The sequence below is a fragment of the Bacteroides luhongzhouii genome, assembly GCF_009193295.2.
In the GTDB taxonomy this organism is placed as follows: Bacteria; Bacteroidota; Bacteroidia; order Bacteroidales; family Bacteroidaceae; genus Bacteroides; species Bacteroides luhongzhouii.
Window position 1 is genome coordinate 4,952,475 of record NZ_CP059973.1, and the last position, 24,529, is coordinate 4,977,003.

Annotated in this window: 16 protein-coding genes and 1 tRNA gene; 2 read left to right on the top strand and 15 right to left on the bottom strand. The window is 40.6% G+C overall.

The window, feature by feature from the left end; translation table 11 throughout:
- Positions 1–10: 10 nt before the first annotated feature.
- The 11 genes from GD631_RS18890 to GD631_RS18940 all read right to left on the bottom strand — a co-directional run bounded on the left by GD631_RS18890 (position 11) and on the right by GD631_RS18940 (position 18,207).
- On the bottom strand, positions 11–2,104 hold the full coding sequence (locus GD631_RS18890) for a hypothetical protein (RefSeq protein WP_223225902.1): 2,094 nt from the start codon (positions 2,102–2,104) through the stop codon (positions 11–13).
- A 45-nt stretch (positions 2,105–2,149) separates the two neighbouring features.
- On the bottom strand, positions 2,150–4,720 hold the full coding sequence (locus GD631_RS18895; protein WP_143259610.1) for a beta-mannosidase: 2,571 nt from the start codon (positions 4,718–4,720) through the stop codon (positions 2,150–2,152).
- Positions 4,721–4,751: 31 nt separating this feature from the next.
- Positions 4,752–6,170: a DUF5121 domain-containing protein gene (locus GD631_RS18900; RefSeq protein ID WP_143259608.1), complete on the bottom strand. Its 1,419-nt coding sequence runs from the start codon at positions 6,168–6,170 to the stop codon at positions 4,752–4,754.
- A gap of 35 nt (positions 6,171–6,205) precedes the next feature.
- The gene (locus tag GD631_RS18905; RefSeq protein WP_143259606.1) at positions 6,206–7,759 is read right to left on the bottom strand and encodes a RagB/SusD family nutrient uptake outer membrane protein; all 1,554 of its coding nucleotides are present in this window, start codon (positions 7,757–7,759) and stop codon (positions 6,206–6,208) included.
- Positions 7,760–7,790: 31 nt separating this feature from the next.
- Entirely contained in the window at positions 7,791–11,045 is a 3,255-nt protein-coding gene (locus tag GD631_RS18910) for a TonB-dependent receptor (RefSeq protein ID WP_143259604.1), read from the bottom strand.
- A 146-nt stretch (positions 11,046–11,191) separates the two neighbouring features.
- Positions 11,192–12,190 (bottom strand): FecR family protein, encoded by a 999-nt coding sequence (locus GD631_RS18915; RefSeq protein WP_143259602.1) that lies wholly within the window; start codon positions 12,188–12,190, stop codon positions 11,192–11,194.
- A 149-nt stretch (positions 12,191–12,339) separates the two neighbouring features.
- Positions 12,340–12,915 (bottom strand): RNA polymerase sigma-70 factor, encoded by a 576-nt coding sequence (locus tag GD631_RS18920; RefSeq protein ID WP_143259600.1) that lies wholly within the window; start codon positions 12,913–12,915, stop codon positions 12,340–12,342.
- A gap of 34 nt (positions 12,916–12,949) precedes the next feature.
- Positions 12,950–14,662, bottom strand: a complete 1,713-nt coding sequence (locus GD631_RS18925; RefSeq protein WP_004313315.1) for an ATP-binding protein — start codon at positions 14,660–14,662, stop codon at positions 12,950–12,952.
- 77 nt (positions 14,663–14,739) lie between these two features.
- Positions 14,740–15,357, bottom strand: coding sequence for an HU family DNA-binding protein (locus tag GD631_RS18930; RefSeq protein WP_143259598.1), 618 nt, complete (start codon positions 15,355–15,357; stop codon positions 14,740–14,742).
- A 270-nt stretch (positions 15,358–15,627) separates the two neighbouring features.
- The gene (locus GD631_RS18935) at positions 15,628–17,874 is read right to left on the bottom strand and encodes a hypothetical protein (protein WP_143259596.1); all 2,247 of its coding nucleotides are present in this window, start codon (positions 17,872–17,874) and stop codon (positions 15,628–15,630) included.
- A 214-nt stretch (positions 17,875–18,088) separates the two neighbouring features.
- Positions 18,089–18,207, bottom strand: a tRNA-OTHER gene (locus GD631_RS18940).
- Between the two features lie 181 nt (positions 18,208–18,388).
- Between GD631_RS18940 and GD631_RS22060 the strand changes: the two genes are divergently transcribed.
- Positions 18,389–18,595 carry a GrpB family protein gene (locus GD631_RS22060; protein WP_211200531.1) on the top strand — a complete coding sequence of 69 codons (207 nt, stop codon included), beginning with the start codon at positions 18,389–18,391 and terminating at the stop codon, positions 18,593–18,595.
- A gap of 44 nt (positions 18,596–18,639) precedes the next feature.
- On the opposite strand, the gene GD631_RS18950 is transcribed toward GD631_RS22060, so the two are convergent.
- Positions 18,640–19,341 carry an SIMPL domain-containing protein gene (locus tag GD631_RS18950; RefSeq protein ID WP_143259594.1) on the bottom strand — a complete coding sequence of 234 codons (702 nt, stop codon included), beginning with the start codon at positions 19,339–19,341 and terminating at the stop codon, positions 18,640–18,642.
- A gap of 267 nt (positions 19,342–19,608) precedes the next feature.
- Here GD631_RS18950 and GD631_RS18955 point away from each other — a divergent pair, with 267 nt between their 5' ends.
- Entirely contained in the window at positions 19,609–19,884 is a 276-nt protein-coding gene (locus GD631_RS18955) for a putative quinol monooxygenase (protein WP_004313343.1), read from the top strand.
- A gap of 132 nt (positions 19,885–20,016) precedes the next feature.
- On the opposite strand, the gene GD631_RS18960 is transcribed toward GD631_RS18955, so the two are convergent.
- From GD631_RS18960 to GD631_RS18970, 3 genes are read right to left on the bottom strand one after another with little or no spacing between them, the layout of a single operon-like run.
- The gene (locus tag GD631_RS18960; RefSeq protein ID WP_143259592.1) at positions 20,017–20,433 is read right to left on the bottom strand and encodes a pyridoxamine 5'-phosphate oxidase family protein; all 417 of its coding nucleotides are present in this window, start codon (positions 20,431–20,433) and stop codon (positions 20,017–20,019) included.
- Positions 20,434–20,479: 46 nt separating this feature from the next.
- Complete coding sequence (gene nrfA, locus GD631_RS18965) at positions 20,480–21,958, bottom strand: ammonia-forming cytochrome c nitrite reductase (RefSeq protein ID WP_143259590.1); 1,479 nt, start codon at positions 21,956–21,958, stop codon at positions 20,480–20,482.
- Positions 21,959–21,999: 41 nt separating this feature from the next.
- Positions 22,000–24,429 (bottom strand): sensor histidine kinase, encoded by a 2,430-nt coding sequence (locus GD631_RS18970; RefSeq protein ID WP_143259589.1) that lies wholly within the window; start codon positions 24,427–24,429, stop codon positions 22,000–22,002.
- Positions 24,430–24,529 lie beyond the last annotated feature (100 nt).

The window sequence follows — 24,529 nt, forward strand, 5'->3', positions numbered from 1 at the left end:
AAGTAAACTTCTATGCAGGAATAACTTCGACAGAGAATGTAGAAGACATCGTTTTATTAAACCAGATTACGAGACTATCTCCCACCTTGTCACTCAAATAGTCACTATCAAACACCAACGTCTTTCCATCTACCTTGACCGTTACATTTCCGTTTCCAGTCCAATTATCAATTCTAAAAACAGGATTCTTCACTGCACCGGCAGGGTTACAGGTAAACTGACAATTTCCTGTACCTGTCGTTTTCGTCAAAACCACCTCCCGTTTGGAATACCCGGTTACATTCGGATCATAAGTAACCCCATTCAGATTCGTCGGATCTCCCAAATACAACCATCCTCTTGTATACGCATCGATATCAGAAACTGCGTCAGGCTGATTGATTCCCAGCAACATCAGATAGACTCTATATTTATTTCCATCCGAATTAATCTGATAAGCTGTATTCCAGGAAACATCCCCTTTAGCTTCCACACCAATCAATGAAGAATGAGAAACCTGTGACGGCCAGGTAGCCATTGATTTATCATAATCGCCATAACGAGCATTCAAATAAGGTTGTTTATCTACCGGCCAATGAGACATCTGATAATTCACATCATGCCAGGTCAAGTCATTTTCAATTGGCAACGGAGAAACTTCCGGTCGTTCGGGAGTATAAGAGAAAACAGAAAAAGCATCAGGAGCATTATTCAAATGAGCAGTATATATCTGTTCTTTCCAGTTTTTCACATTCTGATTGACTTCATCAAAAGGTTTAGCCGGATAAAGTTCATACCGGTTGCCCGAAAGATTAGAAATACTAAAAGCCGGTTGTTTCACATGATCCGACGGAATAGATGAGCTGCCGGAAATAACCATCGGTTCACTCAACTCATGATAGCGATAATAAGCTTGTCCCGCCTGTTTCTGAATATACTCGATACGTCGCACTCCTACTCCGTCAGCATAGAAAGTATAATATTCGTCTACTTCCGGATAAATCCCGTCAGGATAAGGAGCCTTATAATCCGGATTCACCAACGCATAATGGTACTTAACTACTTTCCTTACTTTATTATTCTCTATGATATCCACTTTCGCATGTGCCAACAAACGATCCGACATCGGCTCGAAACATCCTTTGTTCAAATCCGACCATGTTTCAGCAAACTCATAACAATAAAGCAATTCGTTATTCATGTGCCAGGCAGGTACAAAGTTTGCCTCCGACCAGAAAACAAATTGTCTGTTTTGTGCAGCAGCCGGACAATGTTTCGGATTGAAACTGATTACCGTCGCATCCCCCGGAAAGCCGGCCCACGTAAAATTACGCTGTTTTACATCAAATTCCGGAGAGGACTCCACGACATCTTCAGCCGGAAACTCTTCAAAACGAATATCTGAAAAGTTCACTTCTGTCGAATTTTCATTACCATTCCTGACTATCGGACAAATAAAATAGTTCTGCCCCTGCCCTCCCCAATCTTTTGATTGAGCAAGTTCAATCCAGTTTTCATGAAATTTCCCGTCAATTTCTTTTCCAACACTTACATAAAAGTGAAAGAAACCGGATATCTTATTCCTGATGATACGCGCTTTACCTGTAGAAGCTGTAAAAGGAACAGAAAAATAACTTCCATTGAGAGGAATAGAATAACGGAAAGAATAATCATTCTTATTTATCTTCTTCGTATTATCCAAAACATTATCTATTCCGTCCTGACGGTCCAATACCCGTACGGTCGACACACCGGATTCTGTACACACACTCACCGAAGTATAATTATTGAAATCCGGTTTTCCGTTCTTCTCCCTGACGATAGCCAAGCCAAAATTAGTCGTTTTATCAGCCGTTAGCTCTGCAATAAAATGTCCCTGCGCAAGCTGTGGCAGACAAACGCCATACGTAGAATTCTTTCCGTTCAATCCAATTTTTACAGATGAACCGGAAACTTCAAAACTACCATTCGCCCCTATCGTCAAAGCAACAGGCTGATATTCGGTAACCACGGGCGGAGCCGGTTTCTCCTCAGGATTGACCGGCATATAGGGATCATCCAAGGAGCAAGCTATCAAACTGGAAAGCAGACAAACTGCCAATATATTATTCATTATTTTCTTCATTTTTATTAGGTATTAATAGATCCTATTGAGATATACATTCCATCATCAATTCACTTGATTCACCGAGAGATATTTCAATTGCTTCTCAAATGCTGCCGCAGAAAGATGAGTTTTCACCTGAATCACTTCCTCTTTTCCCGGTATCAGCGTCACGAAATTCCGTTCAAAGAAACTTTCGTCATCATCTACAAAAAGATAAAGCCCTCTAACCAACGCAGAAGAGCGAAGACGTAAATTGACTCCTTCATCTGTCTTTTCCACAGTTATATCAGGAGTTACCTTTGGATAAGCATATTTATTGGAGTAGACCGGATAATAGATATTCGTAGAAATCGCTTTACCCTTTTCATTCAATATCACATAAGTGAAAACCTCATTCTCTTGCTTACCGCCATAAAGTTCCGAACTTGCTATCGAAGCTACATCCTTACAACCATTAGCGTCCAAATCAAATGAAATTCTCTTCGAGAATACCGTCTGTCCATCCAATGTCATGGTTGTTATCTCCAAATCTCCTTTCATTTTTTGCAGACGATCGGAAATAACCTTGAATGTCACCTGATCTCCTGCAGCATAAGGCGAAACCAACACTTCTGCATAAGCGTCGCGAGCATAATACTGCAAAGCCTTCCATCTGCCATAATAATCAATGCTTGACCAAGAAGCTACCGGCCAACAATCATTAATCTGCCAATAAAGTGTTCCCATACAGTAAGGTTTCGCACGACGATGAGCTTCAATGCCAATCTTCACTGCCTCTGCCTGCAAATACTGGCTCATATAAACAAACTCACTAAAATCATCGGGAACTTTAAAATATTTCCCCATATACATCTTCATCATATTATTCCCGAAATTCGGATCCCGGGTCTGATCATTACGGGCACGTTGATGAGACAACATGACTTCTGAATCCAAACGCATATCATTCTCGCCGGCAAAACGACGGATGGTCCGCATCTCCGGATAAGACTGGAAACCATATTCGCTCATAAAGCGGCCTATGTTTTTAGCTTCCGTATATTCTTCAAGCCATCCACCTTTCCAGACAGACCAGAAATGTACGTCTCCCATATTATAATCTATATTATTATAACCGGTCACAGGAGACGTCGGATGATAATACCTCGTTTCATCCACAGCCTGTATCGCCTCCGGAATGACTTCATAAAAGAGCTTATGCAAATTACTCTGATAAATCCGGTCTTCTTCGGGTGTATAACGATCTTTCCATCCCCATCCGAAATATGAAATCTCATTTTCATTGTTTCCATTCCAAAGAGCGATACAAGGATGATTACGCAGGCGTTTCACATTATCTTTCACTTCCTCGGCTACACTATTCAAATAATGCTCGTCAGCCGGAAACATTCCACAGGCAAACATCATGTCCTGCCAAACAAGAATACCGTATTTGTCGCACATTTCATAAAATATATCCATCTCATAAATACCTCCGCCCCAAATACGCAACATATTCATATTGACATCAGCCGCGGATTTGATGATATATTCATACCAACTATCAGGCACCCTGTTCGGAAAATTATCCAAAGGAATATAATTAGCTCCTTTCATAAAGACTTCTTTTCCATTCAGTCTCACAAACATCGCTTGTCCCTGTTCATCTTTTTCACGAACAACTTCCAGTGTCCGGATACCCGTCCTCACACAGTCCGCCACCTTGCGCCCTTCTTTATCCAATACGATATCGAAATCATACAGCCGGGACTTACCCAATCCGTTAGTCCACCACAATTCAGGATTCTTCACTTCAAAGTCTACCCGTATCGTGTTCATCCCTTTGGCTAATGCCACCTGTTTGCGAACAGCTTCTTTCTTATCATACTTCACCGTAAACGACGCTTTCGTATCTTCATCACTTATCACTGTGCAAACAGCTTCCATCTTCGCTTTCCCCGATTCCAATTTCCGGGTAATGATTTGAGTTCCATCTATACGGATATCATCCCAGTATTCCAAATAGACATCTCTCCATATACCGGCAGTAATCAGGCGAGGCCCCCAATCCCATCCGTAATTATATCCGGCCTTGCGGGCATAAAGGCTTAACATGATATCTGCCTGGTCATTATTAGGCCATGCCTGCAACTGAAAAGGAGATGCCAGATACTTCGGCATGTCCACCTTAAATATAGAATGGAAATAGACGCGAATCGTGTTCTCCCCTTTCTTCAAATAAGGAAGAGGATTCAATGTCCATGTACGAAACATATTGTCGCACTTCATCACCAGATAATCATTGACATAAATATCGGCATACGTATCAAGACCCGCAAAAACGAGCTGTACATTGGATGCCCGAAGCAAAGTCTCATCTACTATGAAAGTCTTTTTATACTCCCAGTCCTTTTCTCCAATCCATTGCAAGGATTTCTCATTCACTCCGTAAAACGGATCTTTTATCATACGATTATTCATCAAATCGGTATGTACGGCTCCGGGCACTTGTGCCGGGAGCCAATTTTGAGAAATAGATTGCTTGAACTGCCATTCATCATTCAGACTGATCCGGTTTTTGTTTTTCGCCGTAGCTGGTATCAAACTGGTAAACAACAGCATAAGTAATAATATATATTGAATCTTTTTATACATAATACAAATAATTTAAATGATAAGTGATTGTTTAATCCAAGTCACTCTCTACTAAAATAGTACTCTGGAAACGAGTCGCATTTCCCGATTTAGGAACGATAAATGTAATTTTGGCAACTGCCGATTTATAACTCGTGTCATCGCCCAGCGAAGGTGATATATTATAATTCCCCGGTTTGCCGCTTTCTTCCACCGCTTTAAAGTTATCATCCTCAAAAGTTATATTCGGACAGGAGAATTCGCCTCCCCAATCTTTCTGATTATAGAATTTGAATTGAACCCACTTACTGACAATGACAGTCTGCGAGTAAACAGTCCGGGTAGCATCTTCCGAAACTTTACGGAAAATAACCGCATTATTAAAGTCCCAATCCGGATTATAATTCCATAATTCCGGGCGACCGATTCCCCAACCATTCACGAACAAAACTTCCGGATAGGAGACATTAGTAGTCAACGGATTTTCCGCACTCTCTACAAATACAAAGTTATACATCGTATTCATATACAATGTCACATTGCCCGTCTGACCGGTATATATCAACTTATCTCCATCCAGTTTAAAGAAATCCGGATCAAATTTCAACGCTTCAAGATCAATCAATTCCGTCCTCACTTCTTCACCATTCGTCAAAGAAACATTTTGTGCACGAAGAGTATTACTTACAAAGTCATTATCAGACGCATTCTTCTTATATAGCATGAACACGGCATCATTCACCGTCATTTCCTTTTTCAGAGGTGAAATCTCAAAAGAAAAAGCATCGAACACTACTTCTTTCACTTTCTCCTCCGTATTTTGTGAGTCGCAGAGAGAAACAGGACGCGATGAAGCCAATTCGCACGTATTGGTACTGGCATCAAATCCCCATGCCATCCCCTTCTTTTCCGGCTGGCTATATATAAACACATTTGTATTATTCGGTAAATCTACAGTAGCTTTATATAAATAAGGAGTCAATGGATCACTTTCATCTCTCTGAAGCACAATCTCTTCCCCGGTTTCAGCAACCACTAAATATAGTTGTGCAAAATCCGGTCTTTCCAACGCAATCTCGAAAGATTGTTCCGCTGTTTTCACATTTTTATTGGTAGCCACCACTTCCAAAGAAGCAAGCTGTTCGCCACACAAACGCCCGAACGGAACTTCGATTTCCTCTTCCACTTTCAATGTCTTTTGATTGTTTCCCGGAAGCGTTTTGGAATAAAGCACCGCCTGATTGGCAACCAAACGGATTTCCACATGCGACAGAGCATCAGCATCTGTCACCTCTACGTTCAATCTTACCGACCCACCATATTGCAACTGTTCCTGATTCAATGACAACTTTCCTATGACAGGGGCTTCGGCAGACGGATCGAAAAATATTTCATCCTGATTCTGGCAAGAAACAGCCAGCAGCCCGATAAACAGATAGAATGAAACAAGCTTATATAAATTCGTTTTCATATTTCTTCATTTAAAAGATTAATAAAGGAAGAGGATTAATTATACCCCGGATTTTGAGTTAAGTTCGGATTACGATCCCTTTCTTCCTGCGGAATAGGCATCAGCAACATGTGTGCGGGGAACTTACCCGTAACAGTCGTTTGTTCTCCATCCACAATTTCCGACCATGTGAGACTTGACAAGGTGCTTTGAGCAATCCCATAGCGTTTTAAATCGAAGAATCGTTCTCCTTCGTAAGCCAACTCCAAACGTCTCTCTTTCAGAAGAAGCCGAGTCAGTTCTTCTTTCGAACCGGTATTCAATTCCTGAAGTCCTACGCGGGTACGAATCTTTTGCAGGTTGGGTTCCGCTATTGCAGTTGCCGGACCGGACAAAGCATTGACAGCTTCTGCGTGTAACAAAACAATATCAGCCAAACGGAAGATATAGATCAAGTCACCGCAATCCCATCCTACCCGGTTCTTCGCTCTGCACTTGTAAGGGAAAGGCAGTGTACGAGTTTCCCATTGTCCATTCTTCGACTGCGCATAATACTGGTCGAACCAAATATTATTAATATCTTCAAAGATAACCGTAGAGTTTTTACGAACTTGATCCCCTTCATCATCAAAGGCTTTCAGCAGATCTTGGGAAGGCGTCAGGTATTTACGCCAATTCTGATCCGTCATGGAAGGAGGCAATAAAAGAACAGGCACATAATTGTTTTCCGTACTGTTAGCGATATACTGTACAGCCAGAATCGTCTCGCTGTTATTACGATGTTCATCATCAAACAAATGATCGTATGTATCTACCAATCTGTAGACCGGTGAATTCATCACCGCCTCCGAATAGGTCTTCACCTTATCCCATTCTACATTACCGGGCGCGCCTTTCGTCGCATAGACCTTTGCAAACAACGCATTAACCGCTCCCTTACTGGCAAATCCGCGGGTTTCAGCTTCCGTTGCACGTTTATCGGGCAAGCGGGTCAACGCAAATTCCAAATCTTCAATAATACGTGCATAAACCTCTTCTTCCGAATCGGCACGAGGCACTTGCACGTCAGCCGGAGCAGTACTTCCAGTAGTAGTCACGACAGGTACGCATCCCCACGTCTTTACCAAATTGAAATAATGCAACGCCCGCAAAAAAGAAGCTTCTCCAAGCATTTCCTCACGTTTGCTCACTCCGGTAAAAGCCTCCTCATCTAGTAACGGGTCATTAATTTGAGGAATATATTTCAGTGCCACATTACAACGCATGATGCTTCCGTAAAGCGACTTCCATGATTTCATGATAACAGCATTACGGGGAGTCAGGTCACGCAAGAATACATTATTAATATCCACATCATCACCGCCACTGTAAGCATTATCGGCAAAGCAGTCCGCAAGAATCATGTAATACCACATATAATATTCCTCATGCCCCTTCTGTATTCCGTCATAACAACTGATAATCAATGCTTCCGCATCTTTTATGGAAGTAAATGCATTAGCTTCGGTCAGTTCTCCCTGCGGTGTTTCTGTCAGGAAACTGTCACAGGAGGTCAGCCCTACATTGAGCAGCAAAGCTGCGGATATAAATATAGAATATATCTGTTTCATGTTTTTTTAGATTTAATGAGTTGAACAATGCTCAAAATACAATCGTAGCTCCCAGAATATAAGTTCTTGCATGAGGGAAGACACCCTGGTCGATTCCCATAGCCGAAGAACTGCCTCCACCGATATTCACTTCAGGGTCATAACCTCTGTAATTGGTAAAAGTAACCAGGTTATCCCCCGATACATAAACCGTCACTCTGTCCATCAAGGCTTTTTGAGTCAGTTGGCGCGGCAGAGTATATGACAGTTTCACATTCTTCAGTTTGAAGTACGATCCGTCCTCTACGAAACGGGATGAGATAGCCGGATATTTATCTTTCTCCGCACGGGGAACGGTAGTGTAATCTCCCGGATTGCGCCAACGCATCAAGACACGGTCGGATTGGTTGCGGGAGTCGAACATTCCTTCGGTAAACATACGGGTAGCATTATAAATGTCATTTCCGTAAGAGCCCTGGAAGAAGAAAGACAAATCAAAATTCTTGTATGAAAAGACGTTGTTGATGCCATAAAGGAATTTCGGCTGTGCACAACCCAATATCCGGCGATCTTCGTCCGCACTCAAATCTTCTTCGTACACTAACATTCCGTTTGCCTTTTCGTACATCATACGTCCGTTCTGCGGGTTTACTCCTGCTGCCTGGAAACCATAAAAAGAACCCAAAGCCTCTCCTTTTTGGATGATAGAGACGTTTCCGGAGATTTTCTTGTCAAGTGATCCGGTGAAAATAGCCGGGCTGCCTGCCATATCTGTCACCTCATTCTTATTGGTGGAGATATTGAAGTCTGTTGTCCATTTCAGTTCCCCTGTCAAGTTACGGGTGGTCAGTTGGAACTCCAATCCTTTATTTACCACGCTACCTACATTCTGCATACCCGAATCGAATCCGGAAGTCTGGGGTAGTTTGACCATTAAGAGCAAATCGGTTGTTTTCTTATAGTAAGCATCGGCAGTCAGAGTTATTCTTCCATTCAGGAAAGAGAAGTCAAGTCCCACATTTGTCTGGGTGGTTCTCTCCCAACGCAACTTATCATTACCTATCTGGCTCTGATAATAGCCCGGCAGAATAACGCCATCCATATTATAGTTGGCTCCGATGCCATAAATTCCGTATGAGCTGTAGTAACCTACCTGGTCATTACCCACTTGTCCCCAACCGACACGTAGCTTCAAATCACTCAACCAGTCCAATGGTTTCATAAATTCCTCTCCTGTCAGTCTCCATCCCAAAGAGAAGGAAGGGAAATATCCCCAACGATTGTTCACGCCAAACTTGGAAGAACCGTCGGCACGGAAATTGACCGTTGCGAGATATTTATTCTGATAGTCATAGGTCACTCTCGCCAAGACAGAAGCATTAGTAGAGGCCCCATAATCTTCACTGGGTTTGTTGAGTACAGTCCCGGCATTCATTGAATGGATTTTATTATCAGAGAACCCACGTATAGAACTGTTTGCCGACTCTCCTACATAACGGGAAGCTACGAATCCTGCCAAAGCCGAAAAACTATGATCCCCTAACTTCTTACTATAGGTCAGAATTTCTTCGTTGATCCATTTGTAATTTAACGAGGTATTATAACTCGCCTGTCCCTGTTGGTTACGTCCCCAAGCCGAGCTGAACGGGTCCAGGAACTCTTTGTAGCGGGAGGCTCCCATTTCGATACCCATGCTTGTTTTTAGTTTCAAGTCAGGGGTAAAAGAAATTTCAGCATAGAGATTACCCAGCAATTTATGATATACGTAATCACGGGTATATGACTCAACTGCACTCAAAGGATTTTCCAGAGAAGACAGGAACGGTAATGTAGGAAATGTTCCATCCGCATTGTATTTGCCTACCACAGAAGGCGTAGTGATGGCCTGCAGGATAACAGTCTCGGAGTTTCCATCCGAAACATCCACATCGTTGATTTTACTGTAACTTAAGTTTGTTCCGATCTTTATCCACTTTTTCAGCTCCTGCTCCAGATTGATCTTAAAATTCATGCGCTCAAATGAAGATGGTTTTACAATACCATCTTGCTTGATGAACCCGGCTGAAATGTAATAAAGGGATTTATCATTTCCACCGGAAATGGATAATTGGTAATTCTGCATGGCCGCATTACGAAACATTTCATCCTGCCAGTCGATATTGGCATTATACACCGATTGATCCATAGCCGGATATCCCAAATCAGAAAGTAAGTCCTGATATTCGTCTTTATTTAAAACATCTATTCTTTTAGCACGTTCCGAGAAACCATAGTAAGCATTCAACTCAATTTGTGCTTCCCCTTTCCGTCCTCTTTTTGTTGTAATCAATACTACCCCATTGGCACCCGCATTTCCATAGATTGCAGCAGAAGAGGCGTCTTTCAGTACTGTTATGCTTTCTATTTCGGAAGGGTTAATGGTTTTCGTGTCACTGGTCGGCACTCCATCCACCACGTACAAAGGTTCGTTTCCCGCATTGATAGACGTCGCTCCCCGGACACGAATAGAGAAACCTTCGTTCGGTTTTCCCGAAGGGGTGATGACCTGCACTCCCGCAGAACGTCCGGCAAGCGCCGAACCGAAGTCATTAACGGGAATGTTTTCAATATCCTTTGCCAGGACGGTAGATACAGCCCCCGTTATATCTTTCTTTTTCTGTACGCTATAGCCTACTACGACCACTTCATCCAGTTTCTTCACATCTTCTTCCAAGGTTACATTCAGCACCCGGTTGTCTCCAATTCTTTTTTCCTGGGACAGATAACCGAGAAAAGAGTATTGGAGGACTTCATTAGGATGGTCGACTTTGAGCTCGTACTTACCATCTATATTGGTCACCACTCCATTACTGCTTCCTTTCACCATCACACTGACCCCTATCATCGGCTCACCGGAAATATCCGTGACTTGCCCCGTCACACTTCTGACAGTAGCCGCCTGCGTAGGTTCCGTATCTTGCTGACGGACAATTTTGGAGATGCGGACAGTTTTGTTATTGATATCGAAAGATACATCTTGTCCTCGAAACAGATTATTCAGTACATTTTCAATTTTTTGTTGTTTGATGTCTATTGAAACCTTTCTTTTTGTATCAATATCCGGTGTCCGAAGGACAAACGTGTAGTTGTATCGCTTATTAATTGTTTCCAACGCCTCACCAATTGTCTTATTTTTGAGACTAAGCGTAATAAGTTCTTCATTATTCTGCGCCAATATTGGATTCGTCCAAATAAAAAGCGCCAATAGAATTGGTAAAAGATTGCTAAATAGCTCTCTAAAAAGAGCTGTTTTTTCATGATATTTCATACCTTTGGCAATGATCTAAGTTAATAATTAATTTTGTTAACTGATTTCCAAAACGGGAAAGTGTCGCAACCACTTTCTCGTTTATTTTTTTTTCTATTTATCCATCCATTCCGTGCATATATTATTAAGGTTAATAACTGGGTTGTTTATCTCGCTTTTCTTGAAATTTCAATAATATCCTGATCTCGTTTTATACATAAATCGTTGTCGATGTTCAGTGCTTCGAGCATCTCATCCAAAGAAAGTCCCTGGGCAAATGTGACAAAGAAATTTTCTTTGAGTAAAGCTTTATCCCTTATCACGATCTGGACATTGAAAAGACGTTGAAGTTCCGTTATAATCTCCTGCAGTGTCTTGTCTCTAAATGTATATTGTCCGTTTCGCCAGGACTGATAAGCATCTACGTCAAACTTTTCAAGTTTGAGTTGTTTTTTATCCAATATGGCTTTCTCACCGGGAACAAGGAAAATATCCTGCTTATTTAAATCTCCTTTTACCAATAAAGATATACTTCCTTCGAGCAGTGTAGCTTCCGTGCCTTTATCTTCTGTATACGAACGTACATTAAATCTCGTTCCATGTACCTTGATGCTTACATCTTTCGTATCTACAATAAAAGGACGTTCCGGATCTTTTGCCACTTCCAGAAAGGTTTCTCCGCTAACAAATATCTGGCGAACCTGGGCAAAGCGCTCGGGATAGACGATATGCGTACCGGAATTCAACCAGACTTTACTCTGATCCGGTAAAACGACTTCTTTCTTTTGCCCATATTCGGCATAGACTTCTATCCAGTTGACTTGCGGCTCCTTATTATCCAGATACAGATAAAGAGTGGCTCCCAATAAAGGGATAAAGAGAATAGCCGCGACACGCATCAGATAATGCATCGATTTTGTGAATATACTTCTTTGAGGAGACGGAGCTACTCCACCAATGGCTTCGCAGACCTTTACAAAGGCAGAAGAAGTCACTTCCCGGTCACAGACTACTTGTGACGACTCTCTCCATATTTCTTGCAGCTCCTGATCGAATTCCGGTTTTGACTCGTTCTCTATGAACCATCGTCCAAACGCACTTGAAGTGATGTCCTTTTTCAAGTTATAGAAATAGTCTTTCAACATTCCGGGAGGTAACAGTTTCATTTTTCTTCGTATTATCTGGTTATATCTGATATACGGAAGCTAGAAAAAGTACACCCAACGTTTTTTCGACTTTAACATTTATAAACGTTTAGGACTAGATAGAAGCATGAACAATGATGCTAAGACAGATCAGAAGATTGAAATTAAAATCAAAGTGAAAGAATAAATAAAGCTGCAGTCCAATAAAGAAATCCTCCCAACTTTTCACGAAGTATATGCAAAGCCATATTCAGATGACGTTCTACCGTACGTTTGGATATTCCCAATTTAGAGGCTATCTCATCGTTAGACAATCCTTGCAAACGACTCATCACAAACACTGCACGACGCTGCGGCGGCATATTGTCCACCTCTTTCATCACCAGGTTTTTAATATGCGACAGGTCATAAACACTTTCTATCATTTCATCTGTATGATCGCTGTCTTTCAGGGATGAAATGCTGTCTAAAGGTTCTGATATGACTAATGAACGAAAATAGTCTGCTATTTCATTCTTTGTGATGGAATACAAATAGTTGTTGAACTTCCGCTCACAATCAATCAGTTCCCTCTTTGTCCAGACTTTGATAAATACATTTTGGGCTATATCATCGGCAACAAAAGAATCCTTCACTATCCCCAATGTGAAAAAACGCACTTGAGGATAGTAACAATCAAAGAGGAGTTTAAAAGCATTTATATCTCCGGAAATCATTCGAGAGATAATATGACTCTCATTTTTCATAAACAGTTAGTGTAATATCACAAACTTTACCATCTTACACTTCCCAACATTTCCATCCTTTATTGGCGCAAATGTATACTACATACGTACGTACATTATAATATGGAAACTTTCTCTTCGTATCTTCACCATATCTTTTCACCTGCTCCACATGTTCGGGAAGGGGTTCGGTAAGTGCAAGCATCTTTTCTGCTTCTTTTGCACGATAATATTTGAATTCTACGACACGGTCATCTGTATAATAATCCGTACCGGGAATACCTGTCATTTCAAAATCCGAACGTCCTACGGAGTTGTTCTGTTCAATAGCAAATGTATAACAGCTACTTAGGTAACGCGAAACAAGCTCATAGAATGAACATCGGATGAAGTTCTCATTGATTTTATCAAATACCTGTGCAGGGAATTGTCCCAAATATTGCTCAAAATAGTTTTGTACCAGAGGTTCCAGACTTCGGTTGGAATCATAATACCGATACACCGGCACATAACGCTGCGCATTACCTTCTATCTTGTTCAACTGATTATAGTAGTCCATGTACACACTACGCATCGTCATATTAGGTAATGTTGTTACAAATTTATCTTTCAATGTCGTCATTCCCAAATAGAACAAGCTAATGGGATAAAACTCTTTATCAAAGAACTTTTTCTTATTAAATTTACTGGCAAGATCGGCTACATTATAAGGCAACTCATCATCAATAATCAATGCATCCAACATCGCTTTCGCATTATCCAGTGAAAGGGTAAGTCGACGAATCCAATTAATATCGGTACGTAGATTTTCATCTACCAGTTCGTCGGGAATACTACCAGCATTGGCCGCAAACTTCTTGAAGAAATAAGTCAGGATAGTAGCATTGAACAACCGATCACCATTGGGACGGAAACGATAACCATCATAGTTGCTTACGATTAGTTGCCAAATTTCATCGAAACGTTCTTGTCCTGTGGAGTATTTATCAAGTACATAACGCAGATATGTTTCTGTCTCTTCGTATGTAAACCCGAGCATATTCAGAAAATTAGGTTCAAGAGTCAATATCTCTGCTATATTATATCCACTGGTCAAATCATCCATCGTAACAGGTAATACACCTGTACAGAAGCAGGTACGGATACTCCCCTCACCTATTCCGGCTTTTATCACTTTAAAGAAAGTACGCAAAAAACTGTCATTCGTCGTCACTTCCTCATAAAGCGGATCGTTGTATGCTGTAAGCAACTGATTAGTGAAGTTATCATATTCATCAATCAATAGATAAACTTTTGGAAATTCATGAGAACGAGCATAATTAAGAACTTCTTCCAACATTTTGGAAGCGTCTCCCCGAGTAGTAAACTGAAAATCACCGAACAAATCTCTGTTATGCTCTACCATCACATCTACCGGGCCACAGTTCAAATCATTAAAGTTTTGAGCCAATCCTTCAATAGTATCCGCCATTACCATTTTCGAAAAATCGTAGCGAATAATCATATAACTGTTATGCTCTTTTGTCGGATGGTTACCTATCCAGGTTCCCCCAAACAGTTCTTCAAACCGATGCGCTTTTGTACGGTCATAATAGCAAGCCAAAGTAGAAACCAACAAACTTTTTCCAAAACGGCGGGGACGGAGAAATACAGGAGCATTATAATCCTCTAATTTAGGAATATAATCAGTCTTATCAACATAATAAAAACCACGTTCACGCAAATCTATGAAATCCGCTACTGCATAAGGAATAGTTATTCTTGCCATAATCATACTATTTTCTCTATAGACAAACAAAGGTACAAAATTGTTAGCAAAAAGAAGGACAATTACTTATTATAATATTATTCTTCCTGTTTCCATACATAAAACACATTCCTTCCCGCCCCTCTCTTACGCAGTTTTCCCTCCTGAATAAAAGTATTCAAATCATCAACAGCTTTCAGCCGGGCTACTCCTGTCAGTCTGCTGTATTCTATGCGGGTGATTCCTCCATTCTTCTTCAGAAACTCCTGTAACATTTGAAGACGTTGTTCGACAGGTATCTCCGCTTTACTGACAGTCCGTCCCGATTTGGGCACACGTTCAAGTCTCATTTCCCGTCTTACCTTCAATTTAAAATTTTTGGAAGTACGCAGGTGTACATTGTCAAAACAGATAGATTCGGAACGGATTTCTTTTTTAGTCATTACCTTCTGAGTGCATTTCAAAGAGACACTAAGATGTCCCAGCTCTCCAAGCTCCACAATATAGCCACGCGCCAAGAGACTACCAAGTTCATCTATTACAGCCCCCAACACCCCGTCAACCATATTCTGGGGAAAATGTTGATAACGTGACACACGTTCTATAAACTCTTTTTGGGAATAAGTCCCGCTCGGAACTATCCGTGCATGAAGTGGTTGCTTCTCGCCGGTATTCTGAACGTCCGGTGTCTCATACAAATCATAATACGCACTCATAAGCAGCTATATTTTATTGAGTTATCATTTACTATTTTCTTGCCTGATATTTAATCTCTCTTATACCAATCATTAGTTCTTGGCTAGCATATATTTATTCGTCTGACTATAGTGTAACTTGCATCTGACTATAGTTACTCTTTCGTCTGACTATAGTTAGACGAAAAAGCAACTATAGTCAGACGATTAGTTTATTGCATGCAAAGATATACTTTATCGCAATACAACTTATAAATATTAAGAAGAAAAGACTTAGTTGACCGGTAGAAATTAATCACCCAACAGCAACTTAGTCACAGCAGCAGTATTCAAAGCCCATTCACGGGTATATACTTCATCGGCTTCCGGTGTATCAGCCAACTTCAACCCCTGTGCTTGTGCTTTGATTGCCAACAGTTCGCCCACAGTGGTTTTGGCTTCCAGTTTATCCAGATACTTTTCAATAGTCTGTGTATCCAAAGAAAGAATGGTCTGTCCGCCGAAAGGTATTTCCAACCATACAACTTCCCGTTCCTTCACTTTCAGGACTCCGAAAACAAGTCCTTTCTGCACGCTTTGAGAAACTCGTACCTGATGCTGAACACAAGAAGGGTCATAAGCCACTCCGTTTCTCTCCGATATTTTCATCGGGTAAGCGGAGTTCATCCAACCTACCACCAGATTAGGAGAGATAGCCCCATTGCTATACGCATTGCAGGTGAAAGCAACATATTGCGCACCTACACGGTTCAACTCATTCAAATCCAATTCGATATACTCGGCAGTACCTTTCTTGTCGGGGATGCTTCGGATATCTCCGCTATGTTTAGCACCAATAGCTTTCAAATTGAAGTAGGAACATACTTCTGTCGTTGAGGGCATAGTGATATGACAGCTCAAGTCCATATCCAAATGCTGTGCCGGAAGTCCTTTTCCCCATTGCATAAACAATCGAACCTTATCTCCTTCCACCGGGAAACGTGTACCCTGCAATGCACAGGAAGTATCCTGAACCGTTTCGCTACGGTCGCCGATAGACAATGGAATATGAAACAACATAGGATCAATATACATACTTGCGCTTCCACTCCCAGCACCCGCATTAGCAAAGCGGGCAGCAACAACCTCTTTACACAAATCCTGTACCTCTTTCACCATCTCTTTAAGCTGGTCTTCCATATAAAGACTCACCAAATAGTGAGGCTCTATCAAAAGCGCATTACCACCTAAAGGTTTCACCATTCTCTTATGTCCTTGCTCAAAGTAACTCTCCGCATACATACCCAAAGTGACCACCAAACGAGCCGGCAACAAATGAACGACTTCTTTAAATGCCGCCAACGTTTCTTCCGGACCGAACCAAAGCATATTGGCAAACAGGGAACGTGCAAACATACCCGGGCGTTGCTTCAACAAAGCGAATGTCTGGGCCGCATCTGCTTTCAAACGGCTACGTTCCACTTCTCCCTGCCAAACTGTATATGCCTGACAGTAGAATACGTCCATCAACTCTTTCAAATTTTCGAATCCCGGTTTACGAGCATATTCCGCCAAACGCAATGCACGTATCATACGTACCCACATTTCTCTTTTCGGATGCATCATTTCACAAGACTTCTCCGGAGCCATCGCCAAATTATTCAACCAAAAGGCCACCATTTTACACTCGCGACGGGTATATTTCAATTTTAATTCTTCCCGCTTTGCCTGGGCAGCCGAACGGCTTTTATCCAAAGCATTGCACAGATGTGCATTGTTTCTACCCGCTTTACGAATGAGGGTCTTTGGCTCTAGGATTTGCAAGAATCCGGTTTTCTTATACCACAAATAACGCAATATATCATTCGGAGCAGAGAAATAAATCTGCGCTTCCTGTGCCCTATCCTGCTCTACCAGTGTGTCGATCACCAGCATCAGAGTTTCTTTCATCTTGATTCCGACTGCCGGCAACGGAAGTTCAGCCAGCAAGATTTTCAAGCTGTCCACTTGTGTTGCATCAAGAGCCGTACGTGATTCCAGCAAGTCACCAAAGAAAGCATTCAGCTCTTTTTCCTGCCAAAGTTCCAACACTTTCAATTTACTGGCTTGTCCGAAATATTCTGTAGATGCCGTTTCAAACGGAGTTCCGCAGAACGGACAACCGTTGTATCGTTCCAAGGGGAATGTATTATCAGGAATCACGTGTCCGCAAGATAGTTTCACACCTTTCTTACTATTGAACATGTTAGCAAGCCATGTAATCCAATGATCCAAACGTGTTTCTCCGGTAGGTGTATCCCAACCTTTCACCAATGGAGCCCAGTTGAGTGACACACCCAATACTTCTTTCATCACCTGGAGAATCTCCACCTGTTGTGCCGGATACAACTGATTGACAGCATGCAACAACTCTTCGGATAAGCTATACCCCACTTTTCGAAGTTGAGCAACCAATGTTACAGTAGTCGAAGTCAATGCTTCGCGCTTTTCTGTTCCTTCTATCGCTGGCAAATAAATTGCATGTTGCCTGATAGATACTTTCAACAAATCTTTTTTCATACGTTGTGTTTTTTAAGTAAGGTAATCGGAAGACTGTGAATCAATGGAGCATTCCTGCAGTGTTGAAGTAAGTCTTCCTTGACCTTAGTTTATAAAAAAGAGGTAGAACAGGCCGGATTCGAACCAGCAATAGCCACCGTTAAGAAGTAAGCCCCGGTTGACCTCATTTCAGATAATCCCGAAGCTACTGTCCTACCTCTATATTTGTTTTTTGTGGAGCAGGCCGGAGTCGAACCGACGACAGTCACGGGATAGAAGTAAATCTTAATTGACCTTTTTATCAAGATGATCTCAAGATTAAAGATGATGCTCTACCCACTGAGCTACTGCCCCTTTGCGAAACAGGAAAACGGATAATCGTACTGGTAATGTTCTACCTAAAAGAGTGTGTTGAAGTAACCCGTACTTGACCTGTTTCCTTGTTTCCTCGACAAAGATAGAAGCAGCAATACGCAGCCTTTTTGCGTAGCTCAAACTTTTTTGCTCTTTTGAAGAAAAAAACAGTAAAAAATGAATGAACAGGACTTGTTTTGTGAAGAAAGAGAAACTTCCCTATGTCGAACGCATTAGTCATATAGGTAGCACAGCCATCAAAGGGATTTGGGCAAAGCCTATTATAGATATAATTTATAAAAACATAGAAAACACCCTCGAATGGAATCATCCGAGAGCAAACGAAAAAACAACCTGTGTCAGAAACACAGATTGTTTATCAAACTAAATCCGATTTATTATTTTTAGTCATGCCGTAAAGATAGGCATATTCTATTTAATGGCAAAACGGGCAGTCATTTCATATCTCAACTTGATGACACGATACTGTTCGGTAGCAGCTGTGCCCATACTAACATTGCTCTGTGCCTGAAAAGGAAGATAACGGCTTATGTTGTTATCGGCAGGTTCGATGATACGAATGACTTCACCCAATTGCTGTCCCATCGCTTCCACCAAGTAGGATGCTTTTTCACGGGCAGCTTTCAACGCTTCAATCTTACCTTGCTTCCGATACACTGGCAAATCCTTATGCTTCAATTCTCCGATGTGCATGGACTCAATTCCCCATGTATTAACAGAACGAATAATAGAATTGATCTGCTCAAAATCGGTCAACCGGATATCCAATTGCTTACCTATCAGAAATTCCTTTCCTCTTTGGCGCCAATAATCCCCTATTTCCTGTGTACGGATAGCATCATCCGCTATTCCGATTTTGCGCAAACTCCGACGCAAATCCTTTTCAATCATAGCCAATGGCACTTTCGTCCGAAAATCTTCTTCTTTATTGGATTTACCTGTATACTCTTCCTGCCAATACTCCTTAATCTGAATCAGAAAATGTATTTCATCCGGAACGACTTCAATCTCCGAAGAACCGGTCACTTCAATATATTTCCCATCACTTTCTTGAGCATTGACAACCATACTCCATGCAAACAAAACAAAAGCTAATAAAAATACCTTTTTCATATCTTTGATTTTATAGTACAACCTCATTTACAGCATCCGAATGATTATATCACAAAGCTATTAAAAAAAACTGTAAAATCGATCTTATCCCCAAATATCAATCTAGCTTTTTCGAAGGGCAAATATAATCGTTTTTTATGATTATATGACGCTTTGGTGAAATTTAAGGAACAAGGTATCCGAAAAAGCACAAAAATAGTATCTTTGCCTGCGATTTATTCACAAAGATGTGATAAAGCTATTTTTAATCATTTAATAATAAAGACTATGATTAGATTAAATGTTTTCGTCCGCGTAAGCGAGACAAACCGCGAGAAAGCGATTGAGGCAGCTAAAGAACTGACTGCTTGTTCCTTGAAGGAAGAAGGATGCATTGCTTATGATACTTTCGAAAGCAGTACCCGTCACGACGTTTTCATGATTTGTGAAACATGGCAGAATGCTGAAGTATTGGCAGCTCATGAGAAATCCTCTCATTTTAGCAAGTATGTAGGTATCATTCAGGAATTAGCTGAAATGAAACTGGAGAAGTTCGAATTCTAAATGAAACACGGAGAATAGATATACTATCTATCCAACTATCATCAAAAAAGAGAGAGACATTCTTCTTCGAAAGGAAAGAATGTTTCTCTCTTCTTATTTCCAGTTCTCACGGGAGTAGGACTGTATGAAGTGTTAGTCCAGCTTCTTATGAATAAATGTCCCTTCAATCCAATAAGTTGCGTGATTCGATTCAAATTTCAGCAGCACATAGCCCGGATCGGTAGGACCTCCAGGGAAATGATCGATAAACCAGTCCTGCCAAAGTTCCCGTTTCATCTTCTCGTCGGTTACCACTTCCACTGTTCCCGTTAATGCCACACTGTCTCCCTTATCCTGAAAGCATAATCCGGCTTTCGGATTCGACAGAAAGTCAATGGTCTTTAATGAATCCGCTCCGGTAGACATCCAAATAGTAGAAATCCCCTCTGTTGCAATCTTGCTCATCGGCACAGGACGGGGATACCCCTCTTTATTTACAGAAGCAAGCACTACCACTTCACATCTCTGCAACAACTCGGTTGCTTTCTCTCTCATTGTTTTTGTTGACATAATCTTATTGGATTTATATTGCGGACAAATATAGTGAAAATAAAATCTAATTCACAATACGCCCGTTTGCCTTTGCCTTTTGAAGCCATTCTGGGACAATTTCTTTGAGAAATTTATCTTTGTCCGCCTTTTCAACAACCATATCCAAACCGATATATTGCTGTGCTTTTTCTTTCGTTGTAATATCCGGAAGCGGTACATTATCTGTATATCCATGCGCTACAAGTACTTTACCGATAAGCATACGAGCTTGAAATACTTTATTTAAACCATGCCCCAAAATACGCATTGTTTCCTGCGGGGCATGAAAAGAACCACCATGAGAAGATACGCCGAAATCCCACCTCCATTGTGCCTGACGAATCAACAGCAAGGTCTCTTGCATTTCATTTTCTGTAGCTCCTATATCCCAAGTAAACTTCGCTTCAATATGTGCTTTTGCCAACTCTTTTTCTAAAAGTGTACGCAACTCATTTGCCTTTTGCTGACGTTCGTATACATTCTTACAGAGTGTCTCTTTATTATCACGATGGCAAGTCTGACAAGTACGTTCAGTCACTGCTAACGGATTCTGAATATGGTGATCGCTATATTTTATCCCTCCTTCATCATTGTAAGGCATATGACAGTCAGCGCACGACACACCACGCTGGGCGTGTATGCCCATCTGAAAAATTTCATAATCAGGATGTTGAGCCTTTAGTATAGGAGCACGACTCAATTGATGAATATAATCAGTAAATCCGATTTCATCATAATACTTTTCTAAATCTTCAACAGTGAAACCCTTATCCCAAGGAAAAGTAGGATATTTTATGTTCCCCTTGAAATAATACTCCGAATGACACTGCGCACAGACCAATGAACGCATTTCCTGTGGAGTGGCATGAGTGATATCTCTACCTTGACGACTAAAAGCTTCAGTGAGCGACGGACGGCTGATATGTAAATCCATATTTTTAGGTTCATGACAATCGGCACATCCTATAGGGTTTACAATTTCGGCTCCCCAGGCAGCCCACTTATTATTATAAAAGGAATCTCCCCCAATAACTTCTATCATACGGGGAACATCAGAACTTTTACACATCCAGCAACTTGCAAATTGAGGACCGTCAGCAGCATCCATAGGCGCACCAGTACGAAGTGAATGAACAATATCCTGTAAAGCGTACATATGCCCGCGCGGTGTTGAATAATCTTTAGAAAAAGCATAGCCAGCCCATAATATGACCATTTCCGGACGTTGCGCTAAAACATCAATAGAGGTTCTTCCATTTAAGCTGCCGTGTAAATCGGTCGATGTCGTATCCACCCACGTCTTATATTCACGTGGATAGTTTTCAGCAAAAATAAAGCTACGTGCTTCTATTCCGTTTATCTTTCTCTTTTTCTCATAGGTCACATTTACAACCTCTGTTCTGTGTTCCATCAGGAATGAAATGATTACTCCCGATGCAAAAATAACAGCCATTGCAAGAGCGAATAGTACCCACCTCTGCCAGGGTTTGAGCTTATCTTTCATTATTTGCTTTTTTTCTTTTAAAATACCTTCTGTTTATTGTACTAAATTATATTTGCCAAAGACAAAATAACGGAGAAACAACTTCCTTTTCCTACTTCTGAATGCACTTCTATACGTCCAGCCAGTCGTTCAATAATCACTTTACAAATGGAAAGTCCCAAACCACTCCCCTGCTCAAATTCATCAGCCTTGTAAAAGCGATCAAAAATCATCATAAGTTCCTTATCGTCAATCCCTTTGCCAGTATCTTTTACGTAAACGCAAACTTCCTGATGTTCTTTATATATTTTGCACCCCAAAGTAATAGTTCCTTCTTTAGTAAACTTATTTGCATTATTCAGGAAATTAGAAATGACTTGAGTAAAACGGAAGCAGTCGATATTAACCGGCAAGGAAACTGTTTCATCAAGTTCAAGGATAAAACATAATGAAGGCTGAATCAGTGCTTGGTAAGTGACATAAATCTCCTTTATTATTTTCGTAACGTTATGTTCCTTTATATCAAAGGATAAGTTGCCTGAATCTAAACGAGATATTTCTAATACATCATTCACCAGTTTTAAAAGCAATTCATTATTATTATTGACTATTTCAATCATGGCAGCTTTTTCCTCCGGTTCTATTTCATCAGCCCCCTCACCTATCAATAAATTTGTGAAACCTACAATAGCATTGAGCGGTGTACGGATTTCATGACTCATGTTATTCAGAAATGACTGTTTCAACTCTGCTTTTTCTGCTATCTGTTTCGCTAGAATCAACTGTTGTTCATGCTCTACCAAGTTCTGAATATTCTGCATAATACCTGCCAACATAATCTCTCCCTGAGCATCTTTTAAGGTACTGCACCGAAGCTCATACCATTGAAAATCGGCCCCTTGTCCTCCAAAGCAAAAACGTATTCGTTGTATTTGCATACTGGGAGATTGATATAATGTTTCGTAGAACGAACTAAGCAATTGTACATCGTCAGGATGGGTATATCTCATTATATCCTCTTTTGTAAACCTCCGTTGCTCCATGCCAACCAACCGTACATAATTATCATCAAATTCAAAAACACCTTCCTGAATATTCCAAAGTGAAATTTTCCCGCCGTTCATAGAAAGAGTCAACCGTTTGTGCGCTTCTTCCAACATTTGAAGATTCTTACGCTCCATCAACGAACGACGATGCGTACGTAACAGACTAATGGTAACCAAAACAAAAGAGAAAACAAATAGCCCACCCAACAAATAAAGTTCTTTTCGATAACGATCATAAAACGGATAGTTGATAATGCGAACATCTTGCGGAACATTACTAATATCACCCGCATATTCAGAAAAATACGTCCAGTCTAGTACATACTCTTTTTCCAAATCTCTTATTTTAGGCATTCCTATTTTTTCTTTCTTTAATAAGCGTGCAGCAAGACTAGAGGCAGCCTTTGTGGTAATACCTTCTGTAGCCATATAACCACCGACAATCTTAGCATTTTCACCAAAACCTTCACGAATACAACTAAAGGAAGGAATATTTAAGGCTGTTACTATCGGAATTGCCAGCATATCTAATTTATCCAGTAAGAACGCTTGATTTTGTTGTCTTCTCTTTGATTGTTTCAACATTACCAGCAAAGAAGATCCTTTTATATAGCGAAAGGGACAGAGACTTATTGTCAGGCCATTCCTTTTAGTACTATCATTTATCAAGCCGGGAGTCAGATTAAAATATTCAATCATCTCCGTTAAATGCTTATAATCACATTCTTGTACAAATGCTTTTTGATAACTCAAAACTCTCACATTCTTCCTGTCAACCACCCGGGAAAGTCTATCGAAAGATTTATGTCCAAGAATAGTCAGGTCTATATTATAAATAATCTCCATATCGTTATGGGGATACAATATTTTTATAAAGTCAATATTACGTTTCATATCAGGACTATCACGCAATACATAAACTTTCCGCAAATCGTATTCTTCTATCAGTTCTTCATTGGGAAAATGCACATTACAAGCTACTACCGGAATAGAAGATAACAGCCTGTGACGAGTAGATAATAAAGAATTAGTTGCCTGGTCACCAATGGTCAGAATAAGGTCAGTCGATTTACTTTCAAGAAATTCAAGATATTCCCTTACATGTTCTATCTCCTCTTCCTCATCAAATTTGCTACAATCAAGATAAAACTTATCAAATGCTACCTCTATTCCTTGTTTCTGAAACTCCTGATACAACAACTTTTCTATATTTTTGTTGCCAATGTCATTTTTAGATATGGAATAAATTAGGGAAATGTGCTTTACCATCAAACTGTCAGTAACATACCAGTGTTTGTAATTTAGTCCACCTATAAAAACAAGCAATGAAAGGATGAATATTAAAACGTATTTATATTTGAAGTAGGTTTTGTTCATGCTTTTTTGTTTATGTTTGGCAAAAATAGTATAAATATCACAGCATGAAAGGTATTTCACTAAAAACATCCATTAAAAACATCCATTTTAATTAAAATCAATAAATTTCCTGGTTATCAATCCTATTTCTATATTTTACCTGACCTTTTTTTATGCTATCTTTGTATCT

Bases quoted from the DNA above. Each gene is read 5' to 3' on its own strand.
- GD631_RS18890 (WP_223225902.1), bottom strand. From the start codon at position 2,104: ATGAAGAAAATAATGAATAATATATTGGCAGTTTGTCTGCTTTCCAGT.
- GD631_RS18895 (WP_143259610.1), bottom strand. From the start codon at position 4,720: ATGTATAAAAAGATTCAATATATATTATTACTTATGCTGTTGTTTACC.
- GD631_RS18900 (WP_143259608.1), bottom strand. From the start codon at position 6,170: ATGAAAACGAATTTATATAAGCTTGTTTCATTCTATCTGTTTATCGGG.
- GD631_RS18905 (WP_143259606.1), bottom strand. From the start codon at position 7,759: ATGAAACAGATATATTCTATATTTATATCCGCAGCTTTGCTGCTCAAT.
- GD631_RS18910 (WP_143259604.1), bottom strand. From the start codon at position 11,045: ATGAAATATCATGAAAAAACAGCTCTTTTTAGAGAGCTATTTAGCAAT.
- GD631_RS18915 (WP_143259602.1), bottom strand. From the start codon at position 12,190: ATGAAACTGTTACCTCCCGGAATGTTGAAAGACTATTTCTATAACTTG.
- GD631_RS18920 (WP_143259600.1), bottom strand. From the start codon at position 12,915: ATGAAAAATGAGAGTCATATTATCTCTCGAATGATTTCCGGAGATATA.
- GD631_RS18925 (WP_004313315.1), bottom strand. From the start codon at position 14,662: ATGGCAAGAATAACTATTCCTTATGCAGTAGCGGATTTCATAGATTTG.
- GD631_RS18930 (WP_143259598.1), bottom strand. From the start codon at position 15,357: ATGAGTGCGTATTATGATTTGTATGAGACACCGGACGTTCAGAATACC.
- GD631_RS18935 (WP_143259596.1), bottom strand. From the start codon at position 17,874: ATGAAAAAAGATTTGTTGAAAGTATCTATCAGGCAACATGCAATTTAT.
- GD631_RS22060 (WP_211200531.1), top strand. From the start codon at position 18,389: ATGAACAGGACTTGTTTTGTGAAGAAAGAGAAACTTCCCTATGTCGAA.
- GD631_RS18950 (WP_143259594.1), bottom strand. From the start codon at position 19,341: ATGAAAAAGGTATTTTTATTAGCTTTTGTTTTGTTTGCATGGAGTATG.
- GD631_RS18955 (WP_004313343.1), top strand. From the start codon at position 19,609: ATGATTAGATTAAATGTTTTCGTCCGCGTAAGCGAGACAAACCGCGAG.
- GD631_RS18960 (WP_143259592.1), bottom strand. From the start codon at position 20,433: ATGTCAACAAAAACAATGAGAGAGAAAGCAACCGAGTTGTTGCAGAGA.
- nrfA (WP_143259590.1), bottom strand. From the start codon at position 21,958: ATGAAAGATAAGCTCAAACCCTGGCAGAGGTGGGTACTATTCGCTCTT.
- GD631_RS18970 (WP_143259589.1), bottom strand. From the start codon at position 24,429: ATGTTTTTAGTGAAATACCTTTCATGCTGTGATATTTATACTATTTTT.